Here is a 12,396-nt window from a genome sequence, read left to right on the forward strand (position 1 = left end):
CCGATGCAACGAATAAACGATCTCTTTTACCGCTTTCTGGAACTGCTGCTGATCCTGCTTTTGGCAGGCATGGCAATCATGGTGTTCCTCAACGTGGTGCTGCGCTACGGTTTCAACTCCGGCCTCAACATATCGGAAGAGCTATCGCGCTACTTCTTCGTCTGGCTGACCTTTATCGGTGCAGTCGTGGCGTTTCGCGAACATTCCCACCTTGGTGTGGAGTCGCTGGTCGCCATGCTCGGCCGCTCGGGCCGTATCGCCTGCATGATCATTTCGAACCTGCTGATCATCCTGTGTTCGGCGATTTTCTTCTGGGGCACATGGGTCCAGTTGCCGATCAACGCCAGCATGGTCGCGCCTGTGACCGGGCTTTCCATGGCGTGGGTCTACGGCATCGGCTTCTTCACCGGTGGAGGATGCGTGCTGATCGCGCTTGAACGGCTGTTCCGCCTGATCACGGGTCGTGTCACCGACGCGGAAATAGCAGCGTTCACGGGTGAAAACATGACGATCGAACAACTGGCGGAGCGGACCTAAATGACTCTTTTCGTCTTTGTTGGATCGCTGCTTGGGGCGATGGCCGTTGGCGTCCCCGTCGCGTTCTCGCTGATTTTCTGCGGCGTCGTGCTCATGTGGTACATGGACATGTTCAACAGCCAGATCATCGCGCAGAACATGATTGCCGGCGCAGATACATTCACCCTGCTCGCCATTCCCTTCTTCATTCTCGCCGGCGAATTGATGAATTCCGGCGGTTTGTCGAAGCGTATCATCGATTTCGCGATCGCCTGCGTCGGTCACATCAGGGGTGGCCTCGGGATCGTCGCGATTTTCGCAGCGCTCATCATGGCCAGCATTTCGGGTTCGGCCGCTGCCGATACGGCCGCCCTTGCCGCCATCCTCATCCCGATGATGGCCAAGGCCGGCTATAATATTCCCCGCTCCGGTGGTCTGATCGCTGCCGGCGGTATCATCGCCCCGGTCATTCCGCCGTCGATGGCGTTTATTGTATTCGGCGTTGCCGCGAACGTGTCGATCACCCAGCTCTTCATGGCTGGCATTTTTCCCGGCATCCTGATGGCCGTCTCACTGATCATTACCTGGCTGATCGTGGTGCGCAAAGATAACGTCCAGGCGCTTCCGAAGACTACCTACAAGGAACGCCTGCACGCAACCGGACGCGCTGCCTGGGCGCTCGGCATGCCTGTGATCATCCTCGGCGGCATCAAGATTGGCATCGTGACGCCGACCGAAGCTGCCGTCGTTGCCGCCGTCTATGCGATGTTCGTCGGCATGGTAATCTACAAGGAACTGAAGCCGAGAGACCTTCCGCACGTCATTCTGCAGGCCGCCAAGACGACTTCGGTCATCATGTTCCTCGTCTGCGCGGCACTCGTATCGGCATGGCTCATCACGGCTGCGAATATTCCGGCAGAAATCGCCGGCTATATCGAACCGCTGATTGATCGCCCGACGCTGTTGATGTTCGTCATCATGATCCTGGTTCTGGTTGTCGGTACGGCACTCGATCTGACGCCGACCATCCTGATCCTGACGCCGGTTCTCATGCCGATCATCAAGCAGGCGGGGATCGATCCGGTCTATTTCGGCGTGCTCTTTATCATCAACAACTCGATCGGCCTCATCACGCCGCCGGTCGGTGTTGTGCTCAACGTCGTCAGCGGTGTCGGGAGAATACCGCTTGGCAAGGTGACGGCCGGGGTGTGGCCGTTCCTTCTGGCGCAGTCGCTCGTGCTTTTCCTGCTCGTGCTGTTTCCCGATCTTGTGATCGTGCCCGCACGTTGGTTGCATTGACGGCCTGCCATTCAACCTGTTCACATCAACGTCCAACTGGGAGGACTACTATGAAGAGACTGCTTCTTGCCACCACCGCGATCGCGCTTGCCTGCTCCACAGCGGCACCGGCCTTCGCCGAATTCAAGAGCCGCAACATTCGCGTTTCTAACGGCATCAATGCCGACCATCCCGTCGGTAACGGCATCAAGGCCATGCAGGAATGCCTGGACCAGAAGTCCGGCGGCAAGCTGAAGCTGACCGCTTTCTGGGGCGGCGCTCTCGGCGGCGACCTTCAGGCAACCCAGGCCCTGCGCTCGGGCGTTCAGGAAGCCGTCGTCACATCCTCGTCTCCGCTCGTCGGCATCATTCCGGCACTCGGCGTGTTCGACCTGCCGTTCCTGTTCCGCGATGCGCCGGAGGCCTACAAGGTGCTCGACGGCAAATTTGGCGACGAGATGAACAAGAAGCTCGATGGCGCCGGTCTGGTCAATCTGGCTTACTGGGAAAACGGCTTCCGCAACCTGTCGAATTCCAAGCGCGCCGTCACCAAGTGGGAAGATTTCTCGGGGATGAAGGTTCGCGTCATGCAGAACAACATCTTCCTCGACACCTTCCAGAACCTTGGTGCAAACGCGACCCCGATGGCCTTCGGCGAAGTCTATTCGGCGCTCGAGACCAACGCGATCGACGCGCAGGAAAACCCCTATGTGACGATCGACACCTCGAAGTTCTTCGAAGTGCAGAAATACGTCACCGAGACCAACCACGCATATACGCCTTTCCTCTTCCTCTTCTCCAAGGCTATCTTCAACACCTATTCACCGGAAGAACAGACTGCACTGCGTGAATGCGCAGTGGTCGGTCGCGATGTGGAGCGCCAGGTGATCGGCGATCTCAACAAGAAGTCTCTGGAAAAGATCAAGGCCGCCGGCCTGGAAGTGAACACGCTGTCGCCTGAGGAGCAGGCTCGCATCCGTGAAAAGTCGCTTGCTGTCTATGAAAAGCACAAGGACCAGATTGGTGCCGATGTGGTTGATGGCATCCTGGCGGAACTTAAGGAAGTCCGTAAGTAAGCATCAGGCTTAGGCAGACGAGCCCGCGACGTTACCGTCGCGGGCTTTTTTCATGGCTATTCGAGCGCGATCGGCTGCACCCTTTGGCGCTTCTTCAGCGTCTGCTCGCGCAGGAAGATGAAGACGCCGGAACCGACGATCAGTGCTGCACCGATCAGCATTCCGAATCTCGGCATATCGCCAAAGAACAGCCAGCCGAACAGAACCGCCCAGAGCAAAAGCGTGTACTGTAAGGGAGCGACCGTTGCCGCATCCGAGATCTTCAATGCTCTGTTTACGAGAACGTGAGCCGTCATTGCCACTATACCGAGCAATGCGAGCAGGCCAAAATCGCGGGTAGAAGCGATCGGCGACCAGTCGAAAGGCGCGAAAGCAAGGCCTGCAAGTGCCGCACCGACGATCTGGAAAAAGACCAGCGTCCGGTCTGGGGTGGCCCTCAGGAAACGACCTGAAATCATCATGAACGCGAAGGCGGCACTGCCGAAGATGGATACGATCGCTGGCGGACTGATCATCGCGCTCGACGGTTCGAGCGTGATGACGACACCGATAAAGCCGATGCCGATTGCAGTCCACCGACGCCAGCCGACTTTTTCACCCAGTAGCAGTGGCGAGGCCGCGGCGACATAGATCGGTGCTGCGAGCCAGTAGGTCATGACGTCTGCGAGCGGAAGATACATCACGGCATAGTAGAAGCAGAAAACCTCGGCGGTGGAGCAGAACACCCGAAGCGCCTGCATGCCTGGTCGTTCGACCTTCAGCAGCGAGCCGAATCCCTGAAAGAACAGGAAAGGCAGCAAGATGACAAGCGCGGCGAGGCTGCGCAGAAGCACGACCTGTCCAAGGCCGTAGCTCGAAACGAGCCACTTCCCCATGGCGTCGTTAAGCGCAAACATGACCATGCCGAGCAGCATGATGAGGGGCCCGGCCATGCGCGCCGAGACGATTTGCTTGGAGATGGATGCGATCATGCCGCGATGCCCTACATGTCTGCGAGGTTTGAGAAACGCCGTGTTACGGTGAAGACCTTGTCCAGGTCTGGATTGAGGTCCATTCCGAGGCCAGGACCAGGCGGAACCGTGATCATGCCGTTCTTCACTTCAGGCAGTGCGGTGACGAGATCGCGGTACCACGTCTTGTAGAACGCGCGCACACTTTCCTGCACCAGCGCATTGGGTGCGTTAAGCGACAGGTGCGTCGATGCGCCGAGGACAACCGGTCCGGTGCAATCGTGCGGAGCGATCGGCAAATGCCAAGCCTCCGCCATCGATGCGATCTTGCGTGCTTCCGACAGCCCGCCGCACCAGGAGATGTCCAGCATGACGATGCCGGCGACGCCCGTTTCGAGATAATCCCGGAAACCCCAGCGCGTTGCCAAGGTCTCAGATGCCGAGATTGGTGCGGGCGATACGTCGGCATAACGACGCAGGCTCGACAGGCTATCCATCTTGATCGGGTCTTCATGCCAGAACGTGCTGTAGGGCGTCAGCGCCTTGGCAATCTGCATCGCTGGCAGGAGCTGCCACATGGAGTGAAACTCCACCATGATGTCGATCTTGTCGCCGACAGCGTTGCGGATCTTTTCGAATGGCTGAAGCGCTGCGTTGAGATCGGAAGGTGAAATATACTGTCCCCTCGTCTTTTCGGCGGCGGCATCGAAGGGCCAGATCTTCATCGCCGTGATCCCCTCCTCCAGCAGCGAATGTGCCAATTCGTCCGCCCGGTTGAGAAACCCGTTGAGATCGTCGTAGTCCGAGCCGGTCGACAGGCCATAGTTGCCCGTGGTCTGGCCAGTGGATTTCTTGATATACTCGGTGCCGGCGCAGGTATTGTAGGTGCGGATTTCCTTGCGGCTGAAGCCGCCCAACAACTGCGCGATCGGCTGGCCCGTGACCTTCCCGAACAGATCCCACAACGCGATGTCGAAAGCCGAGTTGCCACGCACCTCGGCACCCGAGGATCGGAACCCGACATAGCCCACGAGGTCCTGTGCGAGAAGATCGATGGCAAGCGGATCGCGGTCGAGCACCCGCGGTGCAACATATTCGTGAATGTAGCTTTCGACCGTCTCTGCCCCGAAGAACGTTTCGCCGAGACCGGTCAGCCCTTCATCCGTATGAACCAGAACCCAGATCAGGTTTGCGCGCTCTGCAACTCGCACGGTTTCGAGTTTCGTGATCTTCATTGATGCCTCCCTTAATGTCCTCCACGACATACCCTCATCATTAAGGGATCGTTTGGACGATAGAAAGGCCGGGAACACTCGTTTCAGTTCGCTTTTGTCTTTATTTGCAACGCGTTAACCCGTCAGATCAAAGTATTCCCCAGGCGCGAAAGCGCCCTCGCCCGGTAAATTCACGAAGATTGAGTTCGGCAGCAATTTTCAGCGCGCCCTGCGGGGTTATCTCCAGTGCGTCGGCAATCATCCCGCTCGAAACAAGCGGGCGCGACAAGACAAGTTCGATTAGCTGGGGAAGCCGCGACGACTGTCGCCGACCCACCAGACGGCGCTCGAGCTGCTGCTTGGCGAGCAACAACCGCTGGTGCTCTTTCATGCCATGCTCGGACGCGAGCGCAATTGCTTCCGTGAACGCGAGAAGCCTCACCATGCGGTTCCTGCTCATTCTGCGCTCCCGCGACACCTGCCGGAGACCGAAGTTGGCCGCGGACAACTGCGTTTCGGTTAACCCGGCTTCGCGCAACACCGCGCTCGCCAGCAAACGTCCAAGCCATGGCGCATGCTTCGACACCTGCAGGTGAAACCAAGCGTCCCACGCAACGGCGGCCCTGAGGAGGGGCGGCATGGACTGCGTTTCGTCCAGCACCACGCGCCATTCCGACAGACGAGCGTCCTCGTCCCAGTCCTCGTCATAGATGAGAGCGTCCCGGCCTGGTATCTTCATCGCACGAACGCTTACGGCGTCCGCAAGCAACGCCTGGCTTCGCGCGAGAACAGCATCGATAGCTGCCAAGGGATCCTCGAAATCATCGTCACGCGAGATCGTTGCGAGCCCTCTCGGTGCCGCTTTGATCTCAATGTCTTGAGCCTCGTCATGACGACCGGACCGCAGCGCGGCAAGACCAGCAGCGCTCAATGCCCATTCCGGTTCGCTCGCCGCAATTCGCCGGCGCGTTCGCAGTACGTCATGGGCAACTGTCAATTCGTGAGTGGAGGCTCGAACTGCCATCCCTGCGTCATGAAGAACAAGGTCTTCGATATGGACAAGTTCCCCGTCGATCCACAGGGACGAGCAGGCTTCCGAGAATTGGACGCGATCGATCCAGCCTTGCCGTACGGGGGAACTAGCGATCCGCTCATCGAGTCGTACAACGCCGGCTGTCGCTGCGGAGATCGGTCCGAACAACTCACCAGAGTCTATTTTTGAGAGATCGTAACGCATTGAAAGCGTTATAGTTCAATGCCGTTGTGAAAGCTAGCGTGACGTTCGGTTTCGCTACCGGACACAAGGTGAATGCGTCCGTTTGACGGAACCGTTTAGCTTATGGCGCGATGGATCAAGCTAGCATCTGTATGGTGATAAGCAAGCACCATAAACACTTATTGACAGGTTAAAGATGGCAAACGTTTAGCGATCCACTGAGCAAAATCTGATTCCTTACCCCCGCCCCACGTCTCGTTGTCCGCGGACAACGAGCGCGACTTTTGCTCTCCACAGGCGCAAAATTCATTTGCATTGAATCATTTGTACAACTCGTGCGAATCGGGGCATATTCAACTGCGCAGTTTTCCGAAGAACTTCGCCAATTGCGCAGTTGGAGAGAAAGATGCCGCAGCCAAGCTTTAAAGTCGACGAACCTCAGGAGCACTTGCCAACGACTCTGGCAACAGATGCCCAGGAGCTTGCGCATCAACTTCAGATGCATCAAGCGAAAATCTTCGCACCGACATCTCAAAAGACGATCCGGCCCTTCCAGCCAGCCGAAGCCGCGAGCTTCATCGGCATCGGAGAAGGCTATCTCCGTCAGGTTGCCGCAGAAGGATACGGACCCGAGCCGCTGGCGAACGGTCGGCGTGTTTATCTGCCGACCGACATGGATCGTATTCGTCAGGTTCTCGACGAAAAGAACGGCGTGGCGAAATACGTACCGGCCCGCCGTCCTGGCGAAAAGCTGCAAGTCATTTCCGTCATGAACTTCAAGGGCGGAAGCGGCAAGACGACGACGTCCGCGCATCTGTCTCAATATCTTGCCCTTCGTGGTTATAAGACGCTCGCGATCGATCTCGATCCCCAGGCGTCTCTGTCGGCGTTGTTCGGGCATCAACCCGAGCTCGATGTGGGCGAGGGCGAGACGCTCTATGGTGCGATCCGCTATGAGGATCCGCGCCCTATTTCGGAAATTGTCCGGTCCACCTACACACCGAACCTGCATATCCTGCCGGGCAACCTCGAGCTGATGGAGTTCGAGCACGAAACACCAAAAGCCATGGCGTCGGGACAGGTTGCGACGATGTTCTTTGCCCGCATCGGCGAAGTTCTTGCCGATATCGAAGACCTTTACGATGTCGTCGTCATCGATTGCCCGCCGCAGCTCGGCTTCCTGACCATGTCGGCGCTTTGCGCCTCGACATCGACCTTGATTACCGTTCACCCGCAGATGCTCGACGTCATGTCGATGTCGCAGTTTCTCTCGATGACCAGCGAACTGATGTCGGTTGTTGAGCGGGCAGGGGGGCGGACAAGCTATGACTGGATGCGTTATCTTGTGACGCGGTTTGAACCCAATGACGGCCCACAGAGCCAGATGACGGGCTTTATGCGCGCCATCTTCGGCAATCGTATGCTTCACAACGCCATGTTGAAGTCGACAGCAATCTCCGATGCCGGCGTCACGAAACAAACACTGTATGAGGTCGAGCGCAACCAGTTCACCCGCGGCACCTATGACCGGGCGATGGACTCGCTCAATGCCGTGAACCTCGAGATTGAAGAATTGATCCGGTCCGTGTGGGGGAGGCGCTAACAGATGGCACGTAAAAACCTGATCGGCATCTTCGAGCCTCCGGCGCCGGACAACAGTTCAGCACCAGCGCCAACACCTGCCGCACCCCCGGCTGCTCAATCGTCACGTCCATTAGCCGGAATGGCACCGGCCGTGCGCAGCGGTGTCCCCGTTGGTGGCATCACGAGAACGCTTGGCAGCATCACGCAGAAGATGGAACGGGCGCAGGATCTCGAGCGGCAGCTTTCGGAAGGGCTTTCCGTCGTCGAACTGGATCCATCGCTGATCGACAGTTCCTTTGTTTCCGACCGTATGCTGATCGATGGCGAAGCGCTCTCCCAACTGGTCGAGCAGGTTCGCGAGCATGGACAGCAGGTGCCGATCCTCGTGCGGCCTCATCCCGACCAGTCGGGCCGGTTCCAGGTCGCCTACGGTCACCGCCGACTTGCAGCCGTCAGACAGCTGGGCCTCAAGGTCAAGGCGGTTGTCCGCGTTCTGACCGATGACCAGCTGGTCGTCAGCCAGGGCCAGGAAAACAACGCCCGCACGAACCTCTCGCATATCGAACGCGCCTTGTTCGCCTCCCGTCTTGAGGATCGTTCGTTTACGCGCGATATCATCATGGCAGCGCTTGGCGTCGACAAGGCAGCCTTGTCAAAAATGATCAGCCTGGTCCGGGCGATTCCGATGGAAATCATCGATGCGATCGGTCCAGCACCTGAGGTTGGCCGCAGGCGGTGGACGGAGCTGTCGGAAAAGCTCAATGCCGGGAACATTCCAAAGCTGCTCTCGTCCCTTCAGAAGGGCAGGGCAGAGGGAAAGACAAGCGACGAGCGTTTCCAGCTCGCGTTTACACAGTTGTCCGTGAAACCTGAGGATAGTGGCAAGCCGGCTCAAGCACAGCTGAGCGGTCTGCCGGTTGTCATGCGCAAATCGGGAAACCGGTCGACATTCGTGTTCGATGCGAGAAGCGCGCCGGGTTTTGACGACTTCGTCAGCGAACGGCTCACAGAGCTTTTCGCAGAATTTAAACGCAACAAGGGAGTTTGATCAGCAAAAGAAAAAGGCCCCCGAACGACCAAGGTCGTGGAAGCCTCTCTCCGATTTCTAGCAAGATCGAGAATCGCACTTCCATGAATCACAGTCAAGAGTCTTTGGCACCGTTTCGGTGAGCGGCTTTCTTTTGCCTGAAAAAAGGTGAGAGAAAATGGAGAGTGGAACTGTAACGACGCCCTTTGGGCGGCGGGCGATGTCGTATGGGCTTTTGGCAAACCACCAAAAAGCGAGCGAAATCACATCCGGAATCAAGAGATCGAAGTGGAAACTGTTTCGATCGATCTGCGAATCACGGTCATCCCTCGGGATCAGTGACCGGGCACTGACTGTGCTCGACGCACTTTTGACCTTCTATCCGGGCGATGAACTTTGCGAGGATGGCAATCTCATCGTCTTCCCGTCCAATGCCCAGTTGTCGCTTCGAGCGCGTGGAATGGCACCGGCAACACTTCGGCGCCATCTCTCGGTGCTGGTGGAAACCGGACTAATCCTGCGCAAGGACAGCCCGAACGGCAAACGCTATGCGCGCCGCAGTTCAGGTGGCAAACTCGATGATGCATTCGGCTTCAGTCTCGCACCACTTCTGGCACGCGCACGAGAGATCGAAACGATGGCCGCGGAGATCGCTCTTAGCCGTGAACAACTCAAGGCTGCAAAAGAAAGAATTACTCTTTGCCGAAGAGATCTCGCAAAGCTGATTACTTTTGCCGTGGATGAAAAGATTTCCGGTGACTGGGAGCAGGCACAGACAAATCTGCAATGCGTCCTACAGGCAATTCCGCGCGTCCTCACTCTCGATATCGCAGAGCCGCTCCTCACAAAACTCTCGGTACTTCGTGAAGAAGTCGTCAACCAATTGAAATTAAATATGAAATCACCAGAGATGAGCGCCAATGAATCTCAAAGTGAGCGCCACATACAGGATTCAAAAACAAATATCATTTCTGAATCTGAACCGGTGTCGAAAGGGCTTTCAACCGAACAAGCACCGGAACACACTTTGGCGAACGGGACAGCAATCGAAGAGATTGACGATCAACGCGATACTCGACAAAAGCGCCCTCGTTTGAGCTCGATCACCACACACAAAGCTCTACCACTCCCATTCGTCCTGCAAGCCTGCACCCAGATCAACGATTATGGGCCAAGAGGTGGGATCGCGTCCTGGAGGGATCTGATTACGGCAGCCTATGTTGTTCGTTCCACTCTCGACATCACGCCAGCTGTCTATGAACGCGCAGCAATCGTGATGGGGCCTGAGAACGCCGCAACAGTGCTTGCCTGCATGCTCGAACGCGCTGAGCATATCACATCTGCTGGAGGCTATCTGAGAGACCTGACCCGCCGGGCAGAGAAGGGTGAATTCGCGACCGCGCCGATGCTGATGGCTCTGATCAGAGGCAGTCGATCGAAGCCTGAAACATACCCAGGCACGACCTCACCCCGACAAGGCCCGACCAAAACCGCTTGGGTTTGCTGATGATGACATCGGGGAATTTTCGCTCGATCCCCGTCGACAAAAAGGTCCGCGGAACCATCGTTCGGAGTTTGTGAAACAAAGAGAAACCTCTCCTTCCTGACGGCCAGCGCGTCTGGAGATCGCGTCAACGAGTGGAAATCGAACACACAGACAAACGTCACATCCGCGTAACATTGGTCCCCTAGAGCTACGCCAAGTCAGCGGCGCGGTTGAGGGTCCTTCCGAAACACGCGGCCAGCAGGCTCAAATTTGTTTGTCGATTTCGAGTGGCATCTGACGCGGAAACCCTTGTGTTTTCCGCGAATGCATTCACTCGCCCACAGGAGAGATCCAATGCTTTCTATCAACCGTCGCCACGCCTTGTGGCTGATGTCAGCCGCAGCAGGCACCATTGTCCTTCCACGCATGTCCTTTAGCCAGTCGACACGCCCATCGGTGACGATTGCCGTTCAGAAGATCACCAACAACAACACGTTGGACGTCTGGAACGAGCAGTCGAACGTCGGCGAACGCGTGTTTTTCCCGAACCTCTGGGAAGGCCTGATCGGCCGCGACTGGATGGGCAATCAGGGTCCTGTTGCCAGTCTCGCCACCGAATGGAAGCGCATCGACGACAAGACGCTAGAATTGAAGCTGCGTCAGGGCGTGAAATTCCACAACGGCGACGAATTGACGGCTGAAGATGTTGCGTTCTCCTTCTCCAAGGAACGCCTGTTCGGCAATACCGAGCCAAAGGGCGGCAAGACCGTCTTCGAAGCCGACAACAAGCCGACCACGGTCAAGGAACTGCCGGCGATCGTTCCCGGTGTCGCTCGTCGCCTCTGGCCGGCACTGGCCGGTGTCGAAGTCGTCGACAAGCACACCGTGCGTTTCCACAATGCAACGCCTGACATCACGCTCGAAGGCCGCCTTTATTCCTTCGGCAGCCAGATCACCAACCGCCGCGCCTGGGACGAAGCCAAGAGCTATACGGATTGGGCCCGCAAGCCGGTCACGACCGGTCCTTACATGGTCTCGGAATTCAAGCCAGACGTGTCGCTGACGCTCGTCGCTTTCGACGAATACTGGGGTGGCCGTCCGCCGCTGCAGCAGATCCGCTTCGTCGAGGTTCCGGAAGTCGCTTCCCGCGTCAACGGCCTGCTCTCCGGTGAATACGACTTCGCCTGCGACCTGCCGCCGGATCAGATCTCCGCAATCAAGAACGCTCCGGGCCTCGAAGTGCAGAGCTCGACCATCTGGAACCACCGCATTTCCACATTCAACACGCAGAACCCGGTTCTTGCCAACCCGCTGGTCCGTCGTGCGATGACGCACTCGATCGACCGTCAGGGGATCGTGGAAGCTCTGTGGGCAGGCCAGACTGTTGTTCCAGTAGGCCTTCAGTTCGACTCCTTCAAGACATCCAACATGTATGTCGAAGGCTGGGCTGCTCCGGAATTCAACCCGGAGCTTGCTCGCAAGCTTCTCAAGGAAGCCAACTACAAGGGCGACGCGATCCCGTATCGCCTTCTCAACAACTACTACACCAACCAGACTGCGAACGCGCAGATCATGGTTGAGATGTGGAAGCAGGTCGGCCTCAACGTCGAGATCCAGATGAAGGAAAACTGGGCGCAGATCCACGATCCGGCAGGCGTCAAGGGTGTGCGCGACTGGTCGGCTTCCAACTCGATCAACGATCCGATCACGCCACTCGTCGTCCAGTTCGGACCAAACGGCGAAGCGCAGCAGAAGAAGGACTGGACGAACGAGGAGGTCAACAAGCTTTCCGTCATCATGGAAACCTCGACCGACCGCGCCCAGCGCCACAAGGCTTTTGCCCGCATGCTGGAAATCTGCGAACGCGAAGACCCCGCCTATCAGGTCCTGCACCAGAACGCCGTCTTTACCGGCATGAAGAAGTCTCTGAAGTGGAAGGCAGCACCTGCCTTCGCCATGGACTTCCGCACAGCCAACTGGAACGCCTGATCGTTCTGATGTCTCACGCCGGCCGCGGAATTCGCGGCCGGCGCATCTGCTTATAAAATG

The 12,396-nt window shown here is 57.5% G+C and carries 10 protein-coding genes; 7 read left to right on the forward strand and 3 right to left on the reverse strand.

The annotated features are described in order from the left end of the window. Positions 1–3 precede the first annotated feature (3 nt). The 3 genes from ASF70_RS00940 to ASF70_RS00950 are packed head-to-tail and all read left to right on the forward strand — an operon-like array spanning position 4 to position 2,870. Positions 4–537 carry a TRAP transporter small permease gene (locus ASF70_RS00940; protein ID WP_062458592.1) on the forward strand — a complete coding sequence of 178 codons (534 nt, stop codon included), beginning with the start codon at positions 4–6 and terminating at the stop codon, positions 535–537. Further along, a complete protein-coding gene (locus ASF70_RS00945) occupies positions 538–1,815 on the forward strand; it encodes a TRAP transporter large permease subunit (protein WP_062458589.1) in 1,278 nt (425 codons plus the stop codon). 50 nt (positions 1,816–1,865) lie between these two features. Continuing rightward, complete coding sequence (locus ASF70_RS00950) at positions 1,866–2,870, forward strand: TRAP transporter substrate-binding protein (RefSeq protein WP_062458586.1); 1,005 nt, start codon at positions 1,866–1,868, stop codon at positions 2,868–2,870. Positions 2,871–2,926: 56 nt separating this feature from the next. Here the strand turns inward: ASF70_RS00950 and ASF70_RS00955 are convergent, their stop codons facing one another. From ASF70_RS00955 to ASF70_RS00965, 3 genes are all read right to left on the reverse strand, one after another. After that, positions 2,927–3,841, reverse strand: coding sequence for a DMT family transporter (locus tag ASF70_RS00955; RefSeq protein ID WP_062576646.1), 915 nt, complete (start codon positions 3,839–3,841; stop codon positions 2,927–2,929). Positions 3,842–3,852: 11 nt separating this feature from the next. Further along, positions 3,853–5,055, reverse strand: a complete 1,203-nt coding sequence (locus ASF70_RS00960; RefSeq protein ID WP_062576648.1) for a mandelate racemase/muconate lactonizing enzyme family protein — start codon at positions 5,053–5,055, stop codon at positions 3,853–3,855. Between the two features lie 127 nt (positions 5,056–5,182). Next, positions 5,183–6,271, reverse strand: a complete 1,089-nt coding sequence (locus ASF70_RS00965; RefSeq protein ID WP_062576650.1) for an RHE_PE00001 family protein — start codon at positions 6,269–6,271, stop codon at positions 5,183–5,185. Between the two features lie 385 nt (positions 6,272–6,656). Between ASF70_RS00965 and repA the strand changes: the two genes are divergently transcribed. The 4 genes from repA to ASF70_RS00985 all read left to right on the forward strand — a co-directional run bounded on the left by repA (position 6,657) and on the right by ASF70_RS00985 (position 12,336). Continuing rightward, complete coding sequence (gene repA / locus ASF70_RS00970) at positions 6,657–7,853, forward strand: plasmid partitioning protein RepA (protein WP_062576652.1); 1,197 nt, start codon at positions 6,657–6,659, stop codon at positions 7,851–7,853. Positions 7,854–7,856: 3 nt separating this feature from the next. After that, on the forward strand, positions 7,857–8,882 hold the full coding sequence (gene repB, locus ASF70_RS00975) for a plasmid partitioning protein RepB (RefSeq protein ID WP_062576653.1): 1,026 nt from the start codon (positions 7,857–7,859) through the stop codon (positions 8,880–8,882). Between the two features lie 157 nt (positions 8,883–9,039). After that, positions 9,040–10,368, forward strand: coding sequence for a plasmid replication protein RepC (gene repC, locus ASF70_RS00980; protein ID WP_082471676.1), 1,329 nt, complete (start codon positions 9,040–9,042; stop codon positions 10,366–10,368). 333 nt (positions 10,369–10,701) lie between these two features. Beyond that, positions 10,702–12,336 (forward strand): ABC transporter substrate-binding protein, encoded by a 1,635-nt coding sequence (locus tag ASF70_RS00985; protein WP_062576655.1) that lies wholly within the window; start codon positions 10,702–10,704, stop codon positions 12,334–12,336. The last annotated feature ends 60 nt before the right edge of the window (positions 12,337–12,396 follow it).

The sequence above is a fragment of the Rhizobium sp. Leaf321 genome (assembly GCF_001423215.1).
Classification (GTDB): Bacteria; Pseudomonadota; Alphaproteobacteria; order Rhizobiales; family Rhizobiaceae; genus Neorhizobium; species Neorhizobium soli.

Excerpts from the sequence above, each read along its gene's own strand:
- ASF70_RS00945 (WP_062458589.1), top strand. The coding sequence starts at position 538 with ATGACTCTTTTCGTCTTTGTTGGATCGCTGCTTGGGGCGATGGCCGTT.
- ASF70_RS00985 (WP_062576655.1), top strand. The coding sequence starts at position 10,702 with ATGCTTTCTATCAACCGTCGCCACGCCTTGTGGCTGATGTCAGCCGCA.
- repC (WP_082471676.1), top strand. The coding sequence starts at position 9,040 with ATGGAGAGTGGAACTGTAACGACGCCCTTTGGGCGGCGGGCGATGTCG.
- repA (WP_062576652.1), top strand. The coding sequence starts at position 6,657 with ATGCCGCAGCCAAGCTTTAAAGTCGACGAACCTCAGGAGCACTTGCCA.
- ASF70_RS00960 (WP_062576648.1), bottom strand. The coding sequence starts at position 5,055 with ATGAAGATCACGAAACTCGAAACCGTGCGAGTTGCAGAGCGCGCAAAC.
- ASF70_RS00950 (WP_062458586.1), top strand. The coding sequence starts at position 1,866 with ATGAAGAGACTGCTTCTTGCCACCACCGCGATCGCGCTTGCCTGCTCC.
- repB (WP_062576653.1), top strand. The coding sequence starts at position 7,857 with ATGGCACGTAAAAACCTGATCGGCATCTTCGAGCCTCCGGCGCCGGAC.
- ASF70_RS00965 (WP_062576650.1), bottom strand. The coding sequence starts at position 6,271 with ATGCGTTACGATCTCTCAAAAATAGACTCTGGTGAGTTGTTCGGACCG.
- ASF70_RS00955 (WP_062576646.1), bottom strand. The coding sequence starts at position 3,841 with ATGATCGCATCCATCTCCAAGCAAATCGTCTCGGCGCGCATGGCCGGG.
- ASF70_RS00940 (WP_062458592.1), top strand. The coding sequence starts at position 4 with ATGCAACGAATAAACGATCTCTTTTACCGCTTTCTGGAACTGCTGCTG.